General features: G+C 40.9%; 23 protein-coding genes. 14 read left to right on the forward strand and 9 right to left on the reverse strand.

What is annotated here, in order from left to right; genetic code table 11:
• Positions 1–205: 205 nt before the first annotated feature.
• The 3 genes from PR833_RS14360 to pabB form a co-directional block, all read right to left on the reverse strand.
• Complete coding sequence (locus PR833_RS14360) at positions 206–1,570, reverse strand: L-serine ammonia-lyase (protein WP_014656089.1); 1,365 nt, start codon at positions 1,568–1,570, stop codon at positions 206–208.
• 173 nt (positions 1,571–1,743) lie between these two features.
• Complete coding sequence (locus tag PR833_RS14365; RefSeq protein WP_104873518.1) at positions 1,744–2,304, reverse strand: CoA pyrophosphatase; 561 nt, start codon at positions 2,302–2,304, stop codon at positions 1,744–1,746.
• The gene (gene pabB / locus PR833_RS14370) at positions 2,297–3,664 is read right to left on the reverse strand and encodes an aminodeoxychorismate synthase component 1 (protein ID WP_104873517.1); all 1,368 of its coding nucleotides are present in this window, start codon (positions 3,662–3,664) and stop codon (positions 2,297–2,299) included. Before pabB ends, PR833_RS14365 begins: the two co-directional genes overlap by 8 nt.
• A gap of 155 nt (positions 3,665–3,819) precedes the next feature.
• On the opposite strand from pabB, the gene PR833_RS14375 reads away from it, so the two are divergent.
• Both PR833_RS14375 and yebF read left to right on the forward strand, forming a co-directional pair.
• Positions 3,820–4,005 carry a YoaH family protein gene (locus PR833_RS14375; protein ID WP_004920422.1) on the forward strand — a complete coding sequence of 62 codons (186 nt, stop codon included), beginning with the start codon at positions 3,820–3,822 and terminating at the stop codon, positions 4,003–4,005.
• Positions 4,006–4,182: 177 nt separating this feature from the next.
• The gene (yebF, locus tag PR833_RS14380; RefSeq protein ID WP_004920419.1) at positions 4,183–4,548 is read left to right on the forward strand and encodes a protein YebF; all 366 of its coding nucleotides are present in this window, start codon (positions 4,183–4,185) and stop codon (positions 4,546–4,548) included.
• Between the two features lie 80 nt (positions 4,549–4,628).
• Here the strand turns inward: yebF and PR833_RS14385 are convergent, their stop codons facing one another.
• A complete protein-coding gene (locus tag PR833_RS14385) occupies positions 4,629–4,859 on the reverse strand; it encodes a DNA polymerase III subunit theta (protein WP_014656087.1) in 231 nt (76 codons plus the stop codon).
• Between the two features lie 393 nt (positions 4,860–5,252).
• On the opposite strand from PR833_RS14385, the gene ftnA reads away from it, so the two are divergent.
• From ftnA to PR833_RS14405, 4 genes are all read left to right on the forward strand, one after another.
• Entirely contained in the window at positions 5,253–5,756 is a 504-nt protein-coding gene (gene ftnA, locus PR833_RS14390) for a non-heme ferritin (RefSeq protein ID WP_004920416.1), read from the forward strand.
• A 190-nt stretch (positions 5,757–5,946) separates the two neighbouring features.
• Entirely contained in the window at positions 5,947–6,333 is a 387-nt protein-coding gene (gene copC / locus PR833_RS14395) for a copper homeostasis periplasmic binding protein CopC (protein WP_004920415.1), read from the forward strand.
• Positions 6,334–6,335: 2 nt separating this feature from the next.
• Complete coding sequence (gene copD, locus PR833_RS14400) at positions 6,336–7,232, forward strand: copper homeostasis membrane protein CopD (RefSeq protein ID WP_004920413.1); 897 nt, start codon at positions 6,336–6,338, stop codon at positions 7,230–7,232.
• A 41-nt stretch (positions 7,233–7,273) separates the two neighbouring features.
• Entirely contained in the window at positions 7,274–7,621 is a 348-nt protein-coding gene (locus tag PR833_RS14405; RefSeq protein ID WP_040133206.1) for a DUF2511 domain-containing protein, read from the forward strand.
• A gap of 372 nt (positions 7,622–7,993) precedes the next feature.
• Here PR833_RS14405 and PR833_RS14410 read toward each other — a convergent pair whose 3' ends face one another.
• The 3 genes from PR833_RS14410 to yebS all read right to left on the reverse strand — a co-directional run bounded on the left by PR833_RS14410 (position 7,994) and on the right by yebS (position 11,915).
• Positions 7,994–8,227 carry a DUF1480 family protein gene (locus PR833_RS14410; protein ID WP_004920410.1) on the reverse strand — a complete coding sequence of 78 codons (234 nt, stop codon included), beginning with the start codon at positions 8,225–8,227 and terminating at the stop codon, positions 7,994–7,996.
• Between the two features lie 147 nt (positions 8,228–8,374).
• Positions 8,375–10,714, reverse strand: coding sequence for an MlaD family protein (locus PR833_RS14415; RefSeq protein WP_052038369.1), 2,340 nt, complete (start codon positions 10,712–10,714; stop codon positions 8,375–8,377).
• Positions 10,689–11,915 carry a membrane integrity lipid transport subunit YebS gene (gene yebS, locus PR833_RS14420; protein ID WP_014656085.1) on the reverse strand — a complete coding sequence of 409 codons (1,227 nt, stop codon included), beginning with the start codon at positions 11,913–11,915 and terminating at the stop codon, positions 10,689–10,691. Before yebS ends, PR833_RS14415 begins: the two co-directional genes overlap by 26 nt.
• Before the next feature lie 136 nt (positions 11,916–12,051).
• Between yebS and PR833_RS14425 the strand changes: the two genes are divergently transcribed.
• The 6 genes from PR833_RS14425 to PR833_RS14450 all read left to right on the forward strand — a co-directional run bounded on the left by PR833_RS14425 (position 12,052) and on the right by PR833_RS14450 (position 17,141).
• A complete protein-coding gene (locus tag PR833_RS14425) occupies positions 12,052–12,534 on the forward strand; it encodes a GAF domain-containing protein (RefSeq protein ID WP_004920404.1) in 483 nt (160 codons plus the stop codon).
• A gap of 111 nt (positions 12,535–12,645) precedes the next feature.
• Positions 12,646–13,338 carry an RNA chaperone ProQ gene (gene proQ / locus PR833_RS14430; protein WP_004920399.1) on the forward strand — a complete coding sequence of 231 codons (693 nt, stop codon included), beginning with the start codon at positions 12,646–12,648 and terminating at the stop codon, positions 13,336–13,338.
• Between the two features lie 19 nt (positions 13,339–13,357).
• The gene (gene prc / locus PR833_RS14435) at positions 13,358–15,400 is read left to right on the forward strand and encodes a carboxy terminal-processing peptidase (RefSeq protein ID WP_004920397.1); all 2,043 of its coding nucleotides are present in this window, start codon (positions 13,358–13,360) and stop codon (positions 15,398–15,400) included.
• 177 nt (positions 15,401–15,577) lie between these two features.
• Positions 15,578–16,459: a protease HtpX gene (gene htpX, locus PR833_RS14440; protein ID WP_004920393.1), complete on the forward strand. Its 882-nt coding sequence runs from the start codon at positions 15,578–15,580 to the stop codon at positions 16,457–16,459.
• Between the two features lie 229 nt (positions 16,460–16,688).
• Complete coding sequence (locus tag PR833_RS14445) at positions 16,689–16,970, forward strand: hypothetical protein (protein WP_004920390.1); 282 nt, start codon at positions 16,689–16,691, stop codon at positions 16,968–16,970.
• 48 nt (positions 16,971–17,018) lie between these two features.
• Positions 17,019–17,141 (forward strand): hypothetical protein, encoded by a 123-nt coding sequence (locus PR833_RS14450; protein WP_004920387.1) that lies wholly within the window; start codon positions 17,019–17,021, stop codon positions 17,139–17,141.
• Between the two features lie 6 nt (positions 17,142–17,147).
• Here the strand turns inward: PR833_RS14450 and PR833_RS14455 are convergent, their stop codons facing one another.
• Positions 17,148–17,369, reverse strand: a complete 222-nt coding sequence (locus PR833_RS14455) for a DUF2594 family protein (RefSeq protein ID WP_014656083.1) — start codon at positions 17,367–17,369, stop codon at positions 17,148–17,150.
• Positions 17,370–17,512: 143 nt separating this feature from the next.
• Here PR833_RS14455 and PR833_RS14460 point away from each other — a divergent pair, with 143 nt between their 5' ends.
• On the forward strand, positions 17,513–18,370 hold the full coding sequence (locus tag PR833_RS14460; RefSeq protein ID WP_004920381.1) for an NAD(P)H-hydrate dehydratase: 858 nt from the start codon (positions 17,513–17,515) through the stop codon (positions 18,368–18,370).
• A gap of 100 nt (positions 18,371–18,470) precedes the next feature.
• Here PR833_RS14460 and PR833_RS14465 read toward each other — a convergent pair whose 3' ends face one another.
• Positions 18,471–18,692, reverse strand: coding sequence for a hypothetical protein (locus PR833_RS14465; RefSeq protein ID WP_223854892.1), 222 nt, complete (start codon positions 18,690–18,692; stop codon positions 18,471–18,473).
• On the opposite strand from PR833_RS14465, the gene PR833_RS14470 reads away from it, so the two are divergent.
• Positions 18,604–19,767: a sugar transporter gene (locus PR833_RS14470; protein WP_230494553.1), complete on the forward strand. Its 1,164-nt coding sequence runs from the start codon at positions 18,604–18,606 to the stop codon at positions 19,765–19,767. The genes PR833_RS14465 and PR833_RS14470 overlap by 89 nt on opposite strands.
• The last annotated feature ends 35 nt before the right edge of the window (positions 19,768–19,802 follow it).

Below are 19,802 nucleotides of genomic sequence, written 5' to 3' on the forward strand. Positions count from 1 at the left end.
ATTTAAGTAACGATCTAATTAAGTTTTTGTTACAAATTAAAAATAGAAAAGCCAAGTAGGCGAAAAATGACGTATTAAAGATCACCCTAAACAATTAAGTCAGATAATAATCAACAATACTTGATAAAAAATGCCGCGTGTTTAATCAAAGTAAAATACGCGGCATCGGTGAAGTGATTCAATTAATGACTAGTGAATAAAGACCCTAGTCACATTGGACTTTTATTGCTAAACCTCCGCGAGAAGTTTCGCGGTATTTGGCATTCATGTCTTTGCCCGTCTCGTACATCGTTTCAATCACTTTATCGAGAGAAACACGTGGCTCACTCGTACGGCGGAGTGCCATACGCGTTGCGTTGACGGCTTTGACGGATGCAATCGCATTACGCTCAATACAAGGTACTTGAACTTGTCCTGCAACAGGGTCACAGGTTAAACCAAGGTTGTGTTCCATACCGATTTCAGCGGCAACACAAACTTGTTCAGGGCTTCCACCAAACAATTCAGCAAGACCTGCCGCTGCCATTGAGCAAGCAACACCAACTTCGCCTTGGCAACCCACTTCCGCACCAGAGATAGACGCATTCATTTTATAAAGAATACCAATAGCCCCCGATGCAAGGAAATAACGTGTGTATAATTCCGGCGTAACAGGCTCAATGCAGTGGTCGTAATAAGCCAAAACCGCAGGAACGATACCACAGGCACCGTTGGTTGGGGCAGTAACAACGCGACCACCTGCCGCATTTTCTTCGTTAACCGCTAATGCAAACATATTAATGAGATCAACGACATTCATCGGGTCATTGGACAGTTTGCTTGATGATGTGACAAGACGGTTCAATGCTGGCGCACGACGAGGTACGCGCAGTGGCCCCGGTAGAACTCCCTCGGTATTTAACCCGCGTTCAATACAAGCCTGCATGGTTTTCCACACATCGGCAAAATAGGCATCGATCTCTTCTTTCGTGTGAAGGTCAAGCTCATTCTTCATCATCAAGCTAGAGATGGATAACCCCGTTTTTTTGCAGTGAAGCAAAAGTTCTTCTGCTGAGTTAAATGGGTAGGAAACGGGTTTACTATCCAGAACAGATTGACCAAAATGTTCCTCATCAACAATAAAACCGCCACCAATTGAGTAGTAAGTTTTGGTATAAATTTCTTCTTCGCCTGCAAAGGCATGGATAGTCATACCATTTTCATGTAAAGGCAGATTATCTAGGCGGAAGTTCATTCCACCTTCCCGTGGGAAATCTACCGTGTGAGTGCCGTTAGCTAAGGGTAGCTTTTCAGTCTTTTCAACGTTTTCAATAAAGCCAGGAATAGATTCGATATCAACAGTAGCAGGTAAATTGCCAGCAAGGCCCATAATGATTGCAATATCAGTATGGTGGCCTTTTCCAGTGAGTGAAAGAGAGCCATAAACGTCGACCGCAATGCGTGTGACGCTTGGTAATAATTGTTTGCTTACCAAATCATCGACAAATTCTTTTCCCGCCTTCATTGGGCCGACGGTATGAGAGCTTGAAGGACCTATGCCCACTTTAAACATGTCGAATACGCTTATCACGCAGGACTCCTTAAAAAAAGTAGATATTTAGTGATTTATTTTAAAGGGCGCTACTTTACTGTTATTTAGTAGTGTTAACCAGTAAGTTTAAATTATTTTTTAAAATAAGGTAGTAACAAAAGGCCAATTGCTACAGAATAGCACAAAATGTATTCAATTACGGCACAAAATGACTACTTGAGTTGCAGAGCTAGCTGATGAAGGATGGCAGCAGTGAGACCCCAAACGAGATGTCCGTTATGCCAATAGAAGAAAATACGGTTACTTTGACCAGCACGTTTGATATCAACATATTTATGTTGATTCAGTGACAGCGCATCAAATAGCGGAACCTCGAATACAGAGGCGACTTCACTAGGATTAGGGCGATAATTAATGCCTTCGGGGAGCAGGCCGACGATTGGGGTGACTTCGTAACCGCCAATACTTTGTTGTGGCGAGAGTTGCCCAAGTACTTGGACTTTCTCTGGGGGAATAGCCACTTCTTCATAGGCTTCTCGCAGCGCGGTAGTCACTAGAGAGCCATCTTCAGGGTCACGTGCCCCTCCTGGGAAAGCCACTTGTCCAGCATGTGAACGCAAAAAAGGGGAACGCTGCGTTAATAATAATGTGGGAGTGGTTTTATTGATAATAGGCAGAAGAACGGCAGCAGATTTGCTCGCCGTCCGTTGAGTTCGGCGAGTCACTGGCAGGGTAAACTGAAAGCGGTTTATAAACTCATTCAGTTCAGTCATCGTGCTCTACTTCTCCTAACACGGGTAATATCAGCCGTAACTTATCAAAGGTTTCTTGATACTCTTTATCCGCTTGGCTATCTGCCACAATACCACCGCCAGCCCAGCAAAAAATCCGTTTTTTATCTGTTAACAGTGTACGGATGGTAATGTTGGTATCCATTTTGCCACAAAAACTAATATAGCCTATAGCGCCACAATAGCCATGACGACGATGAGGTTCAAGCTCTTCAATGATTTGCATCGCCCGAATTTTAGGGGCACCAGTAATTGAGCCTCCCGGGAAACTTGCACGCAGAAGATCTGTTGCCGTATAGGGTTTATCAAGTGTTGCAGTAATTGTGCTAACTAAGTGATAAACCGCTGGGAAGGCTTCGACAGCGAATAATTCAGGGACCTTGACTGTTCCTGGTTGTGCAACTCGACCAATATCATTACGGAGTAAATCGACAATCATCAAGTTTTCAGCACGATCTTTAGGGGAATTCGCCAATTTTTCGACTTGCATGGCATCGGCGTGTTCATCCTCTAAACGAGGTAGTGTGCCTTTGATTGGACGTGTTTGTATCTCACCATCTTGTAACTGAATAAAGCGTTCAGGCGAGATGCTGATCACCGCATTATTAGGAAGACGAATGAAAGAAGAGAAAGGGGCGCGATTTGCTCGGGTTAATAATAAAAATGCATCCCATTCATTACCCTTATATTTTGCTTGAAAACGCTGCGCTAGATTTATTTGATAGCAATCACCGCTACGCAAGTATTCATGTATTTGGCCGATTTTCTCGTGATACTGCTCTTGTGACATATTTGAATGCCATGAACTGGTAAGGGCGAACTTGGTTTTACGTGAAGCTTTTTGTTTCTTCAACCAATCAAGGCGTTTATTGGTATCAGAATAACTGAATAAGGTGACCGTTTTTTCTTGATTATCGACAATCAACGCCCATTGATATATCCCAACGGCCATATCTGGAAACGATAAATCCGTAGTCGCTATGTGTGGCATTTTTTCGATACGACGACCTAAATCGTAGCTCCAAATGCCGAGAGCACCGCCAGTGAAAGGAAGCGTATCATCACTAGCATGGTCAGGGGCGTAGTGTTCAATAGTTTGTTGAAGGAGGTTAAATGGGTCTGCGTCTGAACTCTCAACCGAGTGCGGGTGGGTGATCGTCGTTTTATCGCCAATAGTAGTTAGCGTTGCAATAGGATCAGCCACAACAATATCGTATCTGTTATGCGAATGCTCGGCATTGCCTGAATGGAGCAGCATTGACCAAGGTTGATGGGCTAGTGGCGTAAAATAGTCAATAGCAACATCAGGATAATAGGGGAGTTGTATTTTATTGATAACCATTTGTATATACTAAACGCTAAGTCGATAAAAAAGAACTGATAACCAGATTAGCATATATCTTATCTTAAGAAGCCAAGAGCTGTTAAAATTAAGCTAAAATTTTTTATTTTCTCTCCGCACGATTTAAAACTAACCAGTTAAGAAGGGGTTTTGACATGTTTTCAGGTATGCCAGCGCTTAATCATCAACAACAGCAAGAAGCGGTTGAACGTATCCACCAATTAATGGCTGATGGGATGAGTAGCGGAGAAGCGATTGCGCTCGTTGCACAGGAAATCCGTGAAAGATACAAAGATAAAGAGCAGATCCAAGTACGTTTTGATGAAGAAAATGAACGTTAACAAAACAAACTATTAACATTTATGCTAAAATCTGATACATATTAGTTAAGTCATACCATTCTGGCAGTTTATAATTATTTCTACTATTTTAGTTATATTAGATAAATGTCGTATAAAATTAACTATGGTCACTGATATAATTTGTTACCCAACATTTTTATAGGGATCGGAGGAAGCATGAAGGCTGGTAAGAAAATTGGTTTTGCTTTAGGTGGCTGTGCACTGTTATTTAGTTCGATTGCATTCAGCGCCAACCAAGAAGAAGGTAAAGCGGCTCCGTTTATTAGTTGTGGAAAATTGGCAGAGCCTCAAATTGCTGCACAAGTTAAAAACGATTTTATGAATAATCGTTTGCCACGTTGGGCAGAAGAAAAGGCATTAGTTGGTAAAAAAGCCGTCGCATGGGTTAATAATCAAGATGTGACGAAAACAGAGACGGGTTACCAAGTGCCATTAACAGTCAGAGGCTCTAAGCAAGATCTGCAATATAATGTGACTGTTGATTGTGAAAAATCCACTATTACATATCACTCTGTAAAATAATCTATCTCGATTTGTAGCGATGTCCTAAAAAGGAGAAGTGATGCTTCTCCTTTTTAGTTATTCGTGCCTAAAAATCATATTTAGCGATTTTTGGGCTCGTAGGGTAGACGAGAAAAATGTTGTGAAAGCTGGCGGTAGTGGGCTAACCGTTCACGAAAATAGGCTCTAAGGTGCTCAGGTTGCTCCTGCTCGACAGCTTCTGCGATCACGGCAACATTATAGCGCTCTTTAAAGGCAACCCCCGAGGCTTGTAGGTCAACATTGACTTTATCCATTTCGTCTTTGGGTAACAATGCAAGGTTATGACTCATATCCACTCTCAATCACTTCAATGTAGAGGGGGTAGTGTAGCAATTTATCGGAAAAAATCACTAGCTGCCTCGTTACTTATGGCGTAAATATAGGGAAATAATATTTTGAATTGATTGAGAGAAATAATTATTTTCACGTAAGATTATATTTAATAACTCAACTATTGATTATAATGAGAATGTATTATTTTATTAAATAACAATGATAATTTTTTTCATTAAAACACAAGTAAATACCACTAAGGATAATGAGATTGATTATTATTAATTTTACAAAAAGTTATTAATTATCAGTAAATTGTATTTTTTTGTTTTATTATTGTTTTAGGGTTTTAATTATTTTTAGAATGTGCATAATAAAAGCATTAATCTTGATAACTAAGGAAAGAAAATATGTTAACGAATGACATGATCAATAAATTAAATGAGCAGTTAAACCTCGAGTTTTATTCTGCGAATTTATATTTACAGATGAGCGCATGGTGTAGCGATAAAGGTTTTGAAGGTGCTGCGGCATTTTTAAAAGCACATTCTCAAGAAGAAATGGAGCATATGCAGCGTTTATTTGACTATCTTAGCGATACTGGTGCACTGCCAAAATTAGGTCAAATCGCCGCGCCTCCTGTTGATTTTAAATCAATCGGTGATGTATTTACGCTGACTTATCAGCACGAGCAACAAATTACTGCGGAAATTAATAAACTGGCTCATTTAGCCATCACTACCCAAGATTATTCCACATTTAACTTCTTACAGTGGTATGTTGCTGAACAACACGAAGAAGAGAAATTGTTCAAATCAATCTTAGACAAATTGGATATGGTCGGTGAAAGTGGCAAAGCGCTATTCCTATTGGATAAAGATTTAAAAAATATGTCTACATCCGCCCACGTTTAATATAAAACATCAATAGGTTCATGATTTGTAGTGATTAATTTCAATGCTCATGAGCCTTTTTCTTTTCATTTTGTGTTGATAATCACATCTTCAACAGCCAAATTCATTTTTTGGCAGCGAAAGCTTGTTTCTTTCGTATAATGATTGCTAAATAATCCAAATTCACCTGCAAATTAAGGGGTTACTAATTATGGCAATCTATCAAATCAAATCATCTTGGCGTAAATTGAGTGCTGTTGCAGTCCTATTTTTAGGTATGTCATTTCAACAGGCATTCGCTCATGCGCACTTAAAAGATCAACTACCAGCAGAAGGTGCGGCGGTTGAAAAGGCTCCTGAATCAATCACCCTTAATTTCTCTGAAGGTATTGAGATTAATTTTGCAAAAGTGAAAGTGACGGGGCCTAATGACAGCGTCGTGAAAACAGGCAAGCCTGCGTTAGATTCAAACAATGACACCAAGGTTATCATTCCAATTGAAAGCAAATTAGAAGCAGGAAAGTATGATGTAAATTGGAGTGTGGTATCCGTTGATGGTCATAAAACGAAAGGCGAATATAGCTTTACTGTGAAATAATCATGTCTTTAGAGGCATTTTATACAGTTATACGCTTTTCCCATTTTATTGCTGCGATGTTGATGTGTGGAATGTCAATATTCGCAGCGATATTAAGTGTGGGTGCTTTTAGTCAAATCCTTCGTCGCTATCTTAATCGAGCGATTATCTTTAGTGCAGTAGTCACTGTGGTTACAGCCTTTGGCTGGATGGCTGCCCAAGCTGGGCTGATGGGGGATGGCTGGGAAGAAGCACTAGACTTTGATATTTGGTCAAGTGTATTTGGCACAACGTTTGGGCTGGTTTGGCGTTGGGAATTGGTGTTTGCTGTCATCACATTAGGTGTGATTTTTATCCGTTCACAAAATATCCGGCTTTATCTGTTATTACTACTTTCTATTGTGCTCCTCGGTTTACATGCCTTGATTGGCCATGCCGCGATGTATGGTGGTGTCATTGGGGCGTTAAACCGTTTAAATCAATTTCTTCATCTTATAAGTTCAGCCTATTGGTTTGGCGGATTATGGCCGTTTTTGATTTGCATTCAGTTCTTGCGAGATAAAAAAGAATTAGCGCCAGGCTTAGATAAGCAAATTTTTGCTAGTTTGATCCGTTTTTCTCGTGTAGGGCACGTTGCTGTCGTTATTGTTGTGGTGACAGGCATAATCAGCTCGATGACATTACTGCCAAACTGGCCGTTTAATTATACCGGTTCAGAATACCAATCGTGGCTTTGGTTAAAAATCAGCTTAGTTGCACTAATGGTCATTTTAGCCTTAGTGAACCGCTATATACTGGTCCCGAATATTAAAAGAAAAGGGCGGTTACAGTATTTGATTATCAATAGTTGGATTGAGCTACTGTTAGGTACTACGGCAATTTTAGCCGTTGCTATTTTTGCGACCTATCAACCTGTATAATCACCTGATAGTGAACTTGATGTTTTAACAAGGTAAGTTGTATGAAACTGAAATTAGCGCTGTGTTCTTTATTACTGGCAAGTACTAGCTTTACGGTGGCTGCGGCACCCATTGAGACAGTAAGTAAAAAGCAGTTTGGTGATGATTGGCCATTTACCCGAGAAGAAGTGATGCTGGAATGTAGAAGTAATGGTGCACTGATTGTTATCAACCCTGCCACACTCATGCAGTACCCACTCAATGATGTGGCACAGGCTCAAATGGAGAAAAAAGAGATCAAAGCACAGCCGATCGATATTTTATTAAAGCCAATTGAGACGGAAAAAAGCGCGGAAGAGCGCGTAGAACCACTCAAATTAGCGGCAAAGAAGCTGTGTAACAACTCGTAACCTCATCTTTATTAAAGAAGAACAATGCCATAGGTTATAGGCGATTATGCTTATAACTTGTGGCATTTTTTATTATCAACAAAAAGTTGAAAGGTTGTACTTATCATCGATATAGGGTGTACCTATCAATCAAATAGCTCGATATTGGAATATTAAGAAATAAATTGTGTTAATAATATGTAAAATAATTGATAATTAGTATGGTAAGAGTGCGTTTAGCAAGCTAGTATTAAATTGTACTTTGTTACGTCTCAATGGCAATTTTTAGCGCACGGCTCTGCCAGAGCCATTTCCCAAGGCCCGGTAATCGGAATCTACCAGGCCTCTTTTTTTGCCTGTTGTTTGTAGCCCACCTAATAGTGATTTCATCAATTAAGCCACTCTCATCACCCAATGATGATTATCTTTGTCATAACGATGACGGTATAACAGAACGGGTTTCTCATTGATGAGTGCAGGAATACTGGTATTTTCATCCCAGCCATCTAATTGCATACAAAACTCAGTATCAGAGTCACAAGGTATACTGAGGGTATCACTTTTATGATCTGACATGATGGCGTCATTGATTTCATAGGAAGATATTTTCAAATTAACTATGCGCATAATGTTACCTCTCGATTAATGTGTAGCTGTGGCGTTACGACTCAACAAAATTAAGCATAGTACAAATGGAATCGATTTCCAAAATGTTTTTTAAGGGCGAGTTAAAAGAAAGGTGCAATATTGTTAAAATATGCACCTTTCTAGTGATTACTGTTTAGGGATAGATGTTCCCCATTCTAACCAGTCTTTAGGAGGTTCTAATTTTAGAATGAAATGCTGATCTGGCTTCGCTTTCGGCGCGAGAGGCACCGTTGGTGGGGTCGCCAAGGAGATACCTCCCCGAACAAACTGCTTGAAGGTGCCACTCTTGATCATGCCGCCTGTGAGGCCAAAGGAGAGGTTATAACCTGAAGAGATCCAAAATTGGGTATTGTCGCGGATCAGGTATTGGAACTCTTTACCAATTCGAGTCGCAACATATACGCGGTCGGAAAGCTCTCCCAAATATAAACCAGTAACTGTACCAATTTCCATTCCCCTAAAGAGAAGAGGGGTTCCAACCTGAATAGAGCCAACTTCGGTGGCATCTAATATAATTGTTAAGCCATCTAAGTAACGCGAGTCTGTAATATTGGCCGTTTGTAGTTCAAATTGGTAACGATTTCTATTTCCTCGTCCTGGCTCGGCACTGATATAAGGTTGGATCAAGGTATCGAGGTTATTGACGCCAGAAGGAGAAAGCTCTGGTGTGACAATAGCAAAGCGACTGCCACTCTTCGTGAAAGCTTGCACATACTCTGGATAAAGGATCGCGCGTGCATTCACTTCGCGGTTATTTGGCGATAATTTCAATGAATCGATTTGTCCAATATCGATACCTAAATAGCGAATTGGCATCCCTTCTGACAATTTAGACGCATCAAAAGTGGTTAAAGTCACGACACTCCCAATGGCTTTTGCCGCAGTTTCGTTTGGATAGAGGGTATGTTGCCTTGCACTATCAAGTTTGGCCGTTGGAATATTATCAAAACTAATGGCACCTCTAATTGCTCGTGTAAGAGGAGCGGCCTGAACGGTTAATCCACTGCTATTGAGTTTGACTTTAGCGCCGCCTTCTGCCCAAAAGACGCTTTTATCTGTTAGTAGATGACGGTATTGACTAGAAATATGAATATTAACCGCGAAACCGTCTTTGGTTGGGTTAATTGAGACTATTTCACCGACAGTAAATTGGCGGTAAAGTACTACTGAACCTGCCTGAATATCAGGAAGGGTGTTAGTGTTTAATGTAATTGTGGTGGTGGGTGATGAACCTGTTATACCCGCCTTAGCATTATCATCACTTCGATATAATGGGAACGTTTCAGGCAATGGCTCTTTACCTTTTCCAACCAATAAATGAACTCCACCATCTAACCACTCTTGCGGCGTTGCACCTTGAAACTGGATCCCCGTTAAGCCAAGTTGGACATCAACGCGGCTATTGGCAACAAACTTGGTATCGTTACGGATAAGATGGCGGTACTCATCCAAAATCGCGACTTGGAAGGTAACTTTATCATCAAGTAAGTTACGCTGTAACACTTCACCTATTTTTATTCCACGATAAACGATAGGTTGTCCGGCATCGACGCCATAGGTGTCAGGAGACCATAATGAAACCACTAAACTATTTTTATTTTGCTGTTCATCCTGTCCAATATCATGCCTGTTTGGATGCAAAACAAATTGTTGCCCTTCCTGTGCTGGGGCACTATTAGTCGGTGAATCAAATGCAACAGCACCATTGATTACAGCAGAAAGGCTTTCCATTTTGACATTCACACCAGATTTTAAATCAAAACCGCCTTGGAAGCCTGAAACATTCCAAAATTGACTGTTTTCTCTCACTAATCGGGTATACCGTTTTTCTATTATGGCGGCGATAGAAACCCCTTGGTCATTAGGCAAAATCGTGTAGTCAGAAATATAACCAACGGGCACTTTGCGATAATAAATCGGTGAGTTTTCATGCAATGAGCCTAAGTCTTTAGCCGTGAGATAGATGAGTAATTGCCCCTCTTCGGTTTGTAGTTGTGGCGGGGAGTCTTGAGCGATAAAGTTGTGTTGCTCTTCACCAGCCCCAGGTTGCATACCGATGTAGTTACCGCCAACAAGTGCATCTAAGCCAGAAACACCGGCTAATGAGGCTTTAGGTGTGACGAGCCAAAATTTGGTGCCAGAGGTGAGTGCGGGCTTCATATCTTTATTGATACTGGCCTTAACAATAATTTTCTTCATATCTTGGCTAACGGTGACAGATTGCACCAATCCAACTTCGACACCTTGGTAGCGGATCGGTGTTCTACCTGAAACTACACCGGGAGCAGAGGAAAATTCAATTGTCACCTCAGTACCTTGTTCCAACCAATGTTGGAAAAGTAACCAACCTGCGATAAACACAGCGACAAGAGGCAATAGCCAAAAGGGTGATATACGTGCTCGTTTACGTAAAATCGCCTCTTGTTCTTGCTCTACAGGTTCATTTTGTTGATTTTGATTTTCCATAAGAATCCCAAATTAAACGACTATCAAGCCACTCGACAGCGAGTATGGTTAAAATTACAGCGATACCGAAAAACAATGCGGCAGGGCCCATAGTAAAAGACATTAGCTGATCACGGTTAATCAGCGTCATCATGAGTGCGATAACAAATAAATCCAGCATTGACCAACGGCCAATCCATGTCACAAATTTTAATAACTTCATCCTCAATACCGGATCCGTCTGACTGCAACGTTGAATGGAGCATAACAGTAAAATCATGATCAGGATCTTAATAAAAGGCACTAAAATACTGGCGATAAAAACAATGATAGCAATGGGCCAATTACCTGATTCAATTAATGAAACGACACCAGAGTAAATGGTGTCTTCCATGCGTTGCCCGTTAAGATAGACAACGGAAATTGGCATTAAGTTAGCAGGAAAAAGCAAGATCATCGCTGCAATCAGTGCGGCCCATGTTTTTTGTAGGCTATATGGCTCGCGGTAGTGTAAGGGGCGATGGCAGCGTTGGCAGACTCCTCGTGAATTTGCAGGCCCGGTATAGTGGCAAGCTTGGCATGTTAAAGCATGAGGGTCATTAGCTTGCTCTTTTTTAGGGTAGAAGAGCTGCCAAAGTTGTTCGACATTTAGGTGGATTAATATTAACAGACTAATTACTGTCATGGTAATAAAAGCGATTAAACCATTTCCCAAAAATACGCTGGCGTAATCTTGCATTTTGATTGCAGCAATCCCCAATCCAATAAGATAGACATCCAACATAACCCATTCTTTTAAACGACTTAGTATCAGTAAGACGGGGCGTAGATTTAGACGAACACGCCTTCCTATATAGAGATAAACGATAGAAATCGGCAAAAGCAGAGGTGCGCCGATGGCACAGAAGGCGATAATGCTCGCAGTGAATGGGTCACCTTGAGAATTGATGAGCCTAATACCTTCGATCACGTTGGCATAGATTTGTGTCCCCAATAAATGGATTGAAATCAATGGCTGCCAAAATGCGATAGGTGCCAACATTAATAATGTAATAGAAAGAATAAATAAGCGGTTTAGTGACCAAGAACGGCCATCGTCAAGCTGACTGTGGCAACGCGGGCATATCACAACCTGTTGAGTATCATGTGAAGGAATAGATAATTTAAGATTGCAATAGCAGCAGTGTTGCGAAATTATGTCACTATGATTAATGTGATTCATTGTTTTACTCATGGAGTTGTTAGCCGCGCGTGTAATCTAGTGTAAAAAAATTTACGGCTTAGTGACAACTTGCTAACCTACAGGGTGCACAAATTGTTTACTCTATTGCATCATTTAATTATTACAAGAAAATTTTATGGATAAAAACAAGTATTATCACGAACTTTCAGATAGTTTGTCTGCACTATTGGCAGGAGAATATGATTTAATTGCAAGTTTGGCGAATACAAGCGCGTTGTTGTATGAGCGCCTAGAAGGTATTAACTGGGTGGGTTTTTACTTAAGAAGTGGACAAGAGTTAGTGCTTGGTCCTTTTCAAGGAAAGATAGCCTGTGTCAGAATACCGTTTGGCAAAGGTGTCTGCGGTACGGCATATAGCCAAAATAAAATTCAGCGTGTTGATGATGTGCATGCTTTCTCTGGTCATATAGCCTGTGATTCGGCAAGTAATGCCGAAATCGTGCTTCCATTGGAAGTTAATGGTCAGGTTTTAGGCGTGCTGGATATTGATAGTCCAAATTTCAATCACTTTGATCAAAATGATGAAATTGGTTTAAAACATCTTGTAAGCCAGTTGTGTCAACATCTGGCAATGTGTTCGATGCCAAATTATCATTAAATATTGGTATGTTAACTTAATAGGAACGTGGCAATTGTCTGCAACGCTATTATAATGTCGGCTTGTTCATGCCCGTGCTGGTTGGCAAAATCGTTGTTATCAGGAAATTTCATGGAAAATCAACCTAAGTTGAATAGTAGTAAAGAAGTTATCGCGTTTTTGGCTGAGCGTTTTCCACGCTGTTTTATCGCTGAAGGCGAAGCACGTCCGTTAAAAGTCGGAATTTTTCAAGATATCGTAGGGCGTTTGACCGAAGAAGATGGTATTAGCAAAACGCAATTGCGTTCGGCATTGCGTATGTATACCTCTAGCTGGCGTTATCTCTACGGTGTTAAAGAAGGCGCTAAGCGCGTTGACTTAGATGGTAATGATTGTGGTGAATTAGAGGCGGAGCATATTACGCATGCTCGTCAACAATTGACTGAGGCAAAAGCTCGAGTTCAAGCGCAACGTGCAGAGCAAAAAGCGCAGAAACGACCAGCAGCTAAAAAATCAGGTGATAAAAACACCCGCAATCCGGCAGCAGCAAAAGACAAAGCGCCGCGCCATCGCCAGTCAGAAAATAAAGAACGCCCACAAAACTCTTCGACTAAACCTCAGCGCCGTAGTGGTGCAGCATCTCCAGAGCAAAAATTGAAATCAGTGACTGATATTAACGCACTTCAGGTCGGCCAGACTCTGAAAGTGAAAGTTGGTACAAGTCTGATGGATGCGTCTGTGCTGGAAATTGCTAAAGATGGTGTCAGAGTTCAGTTGCCAACAGGAATGGCAATGATTGTGCGCGCGGAACATTTAAAGTTCTGATACGGAGGTCAATCAGGGCATGAACAAACTTTTAAAGATTGCATTAGTCGTTAGTGTTGCCACTTTTGGTAGTGCAATTGCGAATCCTCAAGCAGTGACACAGTTCACTGCTGCTCAGTTACCTGTATTAAAACAGGATACTCAGCATGGCACAGTAAGTGAAAGGGTAACATCTAGGTTTACCCGCTCTCATTATCGCCAATTTGATTTGGATAAAGCGTTTTCCGGTAAAATTTTTGATCGTTATCTGAATATGTTGGATTACGGTCATAACGTTTTGCTTCAGTCAGATGTTGATGAGTATGCAAAAGATAAAGCTAAAGTCGGTGAATGGCTGGAAAATGGAAAACTAGATACGTTCTATGACCTGTACAACCTTTCTCAGAAAAGACGCTTTGAACGCTTCCAATATGCATTAGCTCGTCTTGAGCAACCAATGAATTTTGATGCGAATGACTTTATTGAAGTCGATCGTAGTAAAATGCCTTGGCCAAAAGATAAGCAAGAATTAGATAAGCTTTGGGATCAAAAGGTCAGGTATGATTGGCTGAACCTGAAGCTATCAGGCAAAGATGATAAAGAGATTAAGGAAAAACTCACTAAGCGTTATAACTTTGCTTTAAGACGTTTGACGCAAGGGCAAAGTGAAGATGTTTTCCAATTAATCATGAATGCTTTTGCTCGCGAAATCGACCCTCATACCAGCTACCTTTCTCCGCGCAATACTGAACAGTTTAATTCTGAAATGAGTTTGTCGTTAGAAGGGATTGGTGCAGTCTTGCAGCAAGACGATGAAAATACAGTGATTAATTCATTGGTTGCGGGTGGGCCGGCAGCAAAAAGTAAAGAATTAAAAGTAGGCGATAAAATTATCGGTGTAGGCCAAACTGGTAAGCCGATGGTTGATGTGGTTGGTTGGCGACTCGATGATGTGGTCGCACTGATCAAAGGGCCTAAAGGAAGTAAGGTCCGTTTGGAAGTGGTATCTGACACAAAAGGGGCTAAGCCCCATGTAGTCACTATCGTTCGTGAACAAATTCGTTTAGAAGATCGTGCCGTTAAACTGAACATTAAAAAAGTCGGGAATGAAAAAGTCGCCGTACTAGATATTCCGGGTTTCTATGTTGGTTTAACCAATGACGTTAAAACGCAACTACAGAAAATCGCGAAAGATAACGTTTCTGCCCTAGTTATTGACCTGCGAGGTAATGGCGGTGGTGCATTGACAGAGGCCGTTTCATTATCCGGTTTGTTTATTCCTAAAGGGCCAATTGTGCAAGTCCGTGACAATAATGGGCAAGTGCGTCAGGATGCAGACGATGACGATGTCATTTACTACAAAGGGCCGTTAGTTGTTCTTGTTGACCGCTTTAGTGCTTCCGCCTCTGAAATTTTTGCGGCGGCAATGCAAGATTATGGTCGGGCGCTGATTGTCGGCGAACCAACTTTTGGTAAAGGGACTGTTCAACAACATAGAAGTTTGAGTCGTGTTTATGACCAAATGCTGAAGCCTGATTGGCCTGCATTAGGCTCAGTGCAATACACCATTCAAAAATTCTACCGTGTTAATGGTGGCAGTACTCAGCGTAAAGGGGTAACACCGGATATTGTTATGCCTACAGGGCAAGATCCTGCTGAAACGGGGGAAAGCTTTGAAGATAACGCATTGCCATGGGATAGTATTCCGCCTGCCAATTATAGTAAGGTCGGGGATGTGACTTCCGATTTATCAGACTTAAAAACTAAACACTTAGCACGTATTAGCCAAGATACAGAGTTTAAGTATATCGATGAGGACATTGCACATTATAAAGCGAATAAAGAGAGTAAAAATCTTATTTCGTTAAATTATGCACAACGTCTGAAGGAAGATAATGAAATTGAAGCAACGAAACTAAAACGTATCAATGAGCGTAATGCAAAAGAAGGTAAGCCTCTATTGAAGTCAATTGATGATTTACCTAAGGATTACGAAGGGCCTGACCCGTATTTGGACGAAACAGTTAAAATTGCTATTGATCTTGCTAATCCTGATACCCATTTATTGCCAAATAAAAAATAATTTGGTTAAACAGTAAATTAAATTAGGGCCAGCAATCGCTGGCCTTTTTCATAGCCTGTGTAAAGTTATGTTAATTTTTGGTTTTTTCGTGTTAAAACACTTGAAAAAGTATGAAAAAACCTTATTTATACCCTAAATTCTTCGTGATATTTATTTTTACCAAGGAATCAAAAAAAGATGATGCGAATTGCCTTATTCTTACTCACAAACTTAGCCGTTATGTTTGTGTTTGGGATAATTTTAAGCTTAACAGGTGTTAAAGGGAGCAGTGTTCAAGGCCTGATGATTATGGCTGGCCTATTTGGTTTTGGTGGTGCGTTTATTTCGCTGTTAATGTCAAAATGGATGGCACTTAAATCGGTTGGTGGAGAAGTGATTGAATCGCCCCGCAATGAAACTGAGCAATGGTTAATCAATACGGTAAGCCGCCAAGCTCAGCAAGTGGGTATTCAAATGCCACAGGTTGCGATTTATCACGCGCCGGATATTAACGCATTTGCTACAGGAGCACGTCGTGACGCATCATTAGTAGCGGTTAGCACGGGTTTACTAGAAAATATGAGCCGTGATGAAGCAGAAGCGGTTATTGCCCATGAGATCAGTCATATCGCAAATGGCGATATGGTGACAATGACGCTATTACAGGGTGTTGTGAACACGTTTGTGATCTTTATTTCCCGTATCATCGCTCAATTCGTTTCTGGCTTTATGTCGAGCAATGATGAAGAAAGCGAAAGCAGTAACGGTAACCCAATGGTTTACTTTGCCGTTTCAATGGTATTAGAAATTGTATTCGGTATCTTAGCGAGCATTATTACCATGTGGTTCTCTCGTTATCGTGAATTCCATGCAGATGCTGGTTCAGCGAAGTTGGTCGGTAAAGAAAAAATGATTGCTGCGCTGCAACGTTTGAAAACCAGTTATGAACCACAAGAAGAAGGCCGTTTAATGGCGTTTTGTATCAATGGTCGTGGCAAAGCATTTAGTGAACTTTTCTTGTCACACCCGCCATTAGATAAACGTATTGAAGCGCTACGTTCTGGCGAATATTTGAAATAGTTAAGTTGGCTAATTAGCCATAAAAATTGATGAAAACCCATGGTAGTGAAAAATCTATCATGGGTTTTTTATTATGGGCAAAAATTAATTTAATGCAGATCAAATTAGTGTATTCTTTAAGTGGAATTTCGTAGATTTTCTTTGGGGTCAGGTAGATGAAGGGTCTATGATGAACGAAGAAATGATGAAAATGAGCCTTAACAGAATTAGATAATATTAAGGATATAAAATGGACATACTTGTAAAAACGTTGGTTTTTGGCAATGAGTTTATGACGGTAGAAAATCCAGCGCGCTTAGTTCCCTTTAAATTTGAAATTTACCAATCTCCAACGGGTTTTTATCACCGCATGTATAAAGAAGTAGGAATGTCCGGTGCTAATTTAGGTCAGGCTTTTACTGTATGGGCTTTTGAAGAACAAAAAGCGCACCGTGACCCATCTGGCGAAATAACGTTGGAAAAATATATCCAACATTGCCAAGATATTTATAACGGAAAAGTCAAAGATTAATCTAGAATAAAAAAAGCCCCCTTCATAGAGATTTGAAGGGGGAGCTAAATGAATAAAGAATGGTTTAATTCGAGAGCAAAGATAAATTATTTCGATAAAGGATATTTAGTTATTTGTGCAGTTTTAAGTGTAATTGAACAACAAAGCCCCTTAAATAGCACTTATCGTTAAAATAATCTATTGGCGAAAACCTGCTTTGATCTGTTCAAGCGTATTACGATAAGTCTCAGCTTGTTTTTCATCTTCCATCGATGCAATTTCACGCTCCATTTTAATCAGAATTTTACCTGCATCAGCTTGACCAATTGCTTTGAGCATATGTGCAAGCAGGTTTTTTATACAGGTCACTTCTGCTGCTAATTCATTCACATCAGGTTGAGTTGGAAAATGTGCTTTCATTAATAAAGTATCCTTTAAAAATTCGTGAGTTTGCTAATATTGTATCATAGAAAGGTTATAGATTGCGCCATAACATGATGAATTAAGATGAAGAATTCAGATAGGAATTAAAAGGTCGCAATGCAATATCAAAAGGATTAGTGATGTTAACTTTAATAGAAAAACAGTGGCTAGCAGAGCAATTCCCTTTATTTGTTAAGCCTCGACCAGAGCAGAGTCACAAAGGCACGTTTGGAACGCTAAATATTATTGGTGGTAGTGCAGGAATGACCGGCTCTTGCGTACTTGCTGGCGTTGCCGCGCTCAAAAGTGGCTGTGGCAAAGTGATTATTGGGTTTAATCAATCGCCACTCACATTGCAACTTATAGAGCATGCCCCCGAATTAATGTTGCGCCAAGCCAATGAAGTGATAAATGGTGAAACACCAACAGCATGGGTTATTGGTTGTGGTTTAGGTATATCTTCAGATGCGCAATTATTGATAGATAGAGCATTATCATTTGTTGAACAGCAGCAAAGCGTGTTAATTGATGCTGATGGCCTGAATCTACTTGCTCAGATGCCCCTATCTCAAACCTTATCATCACAAACAGTACTCACGCCGCACCCTAAAGAAGCCGCAAGGTTGTTACAAACAACAGTCACGGCGATACAAGCGGATAGGTTGAGTGCCGCGCAACATCTCAGCCAGCGGTTTGGTTGCTGGGCAGTGTTAAAAGGTCACCATACAATAATTTCTGCCCCGAATGGCCAAACTTGGCGCAATGAAACGGGTAATAGTGGGTTAGCTACAGCGGGGAGTGGGGATGTGTTATCAGGGATTATCGGCAGTTTATTGGCGCAATCATTACCCATTGAAGAAGCGGTGAGAGCCGGCGTTTGGTTGCATGGTAAAGCGGCAGACTTACTAATAGAAAAAGGTATAGGCCCTATTGGGTTAACGGCTCATGAAATCATTGATGAGGCGCGAGCTATCAGAAATAGAGCAACTTTTTATTGATGTTCTCGCATTGACTCACTTTAAATACCTGAGAAAAATGTGATACCATTCACATAAATTAGATTGCTTTTCAATCCTTGAAACGAAGCAATATCAAACCTCAGCTTAAATCCAATAACGTGGCTTCTATACCGATCAGCTTTTGATTGGGGGATGGGTTTTTGCTGATATCAACAAAGGCGCAAGCAAAGACAATGACACAGGTTTCTAGAAAAACAGCTTGGATCCGAGTTGTGGCACTAGCGGTCGCCGCATTTGTTTTCAATACCACCGAATTCGTTCCCGTTGCATTACTGAGTGATATTGCGGCGAGTTTTAACATGACAGTAGCCCATACCGGGTTGATGATCACCATTTATGCGTGGGTAGTGGCCATTATGTCATTGCCGCTGATGCTACTTACGAGCAAAATTGAACGGCGTAAGTTATTAGCATTACTATTTATTGTCTTTGTTTTAAGCCATATCCTTTCTGGTTTTGCATGGAATTTTGAAGTTTTGATTGTGGCGAGAGTAGGGGTTGCATTGTCGCATGCGATATTTTGGTCGATCACCGCCTCGTTAGCTATCCGCGTTGCACCTGCGGGTAAAAAGGCTCAAGCGTTAGGTTTATTAGCGACAGGTACTGCGTTAGCAACGGTGTTAGGTTTACCAATAGGGCGTGTTATTGGTCAGTTATTAGGGTGGCGTGTCACTTTCTTATGTATTGGTGCTATCGCATTATTAACCATGATTGCATTGATTCGCTTTTTACCTAAATTGCCGAGTGAGCATTCAGGTTCATTAAAAAGCTTGCCAGTACTTTTTAAACGCCAAGCGTTAGTCGGATTGTTTGTTCTGACGGTCGTGGTCGTCACAGCGCATTTTGCCGCCTACAGCTATATCGAACCTTTTGTTCGCGATATCGCGCTACAGAGCCAAAATTTTGCAACCCTATTATTGCTGATTTTTGGTGTGGCGGGGATTGCGGGAAGTATGATCTTTAGCCGTTATAGTGGTAAATATACACTATCATTTCTACCTGTGGCGATTGCTGTTTTGACGATATGTTTATTATTGTTAATGCCAATCAGTGGTCATGTAAGCTGGCTGGTTATCTTAAGCATATTCTGGGGGATCGCCATCATGTGCGTGGGCTTGGGTATGCAGGTGAAGGTGATTGATCTTGCACCGGATGCCACTGACCTTGCAATGGCAATCTATTCGGGGATCTTCAATATTGGTATCGGTGGTGGTGCTTTGCTCGGTAACCAAGTGATTGTGCATATGGGGATGGCAAGTATCGGTTATGTGGGGGCGATATTTGGCTTGATCTCATTAATTTGGTGTACTTTTATATTTAGACGCTATAGCGCGTCATTTCGCGAACAAGTTAAAACAGCGCCAATGGCACACTAAATAAACTACTTAACATGTTTAATCCCCTGTAATAG

The organism is Providencia sp. PROV189, from assembly GCF_028480065.1.
Lineage (GTDB): Bacteria > Pseudomonadota > Gammaproteobacteria > Enterobacterales > Enterobacteriaceae > Providencia > Providencia stuartii.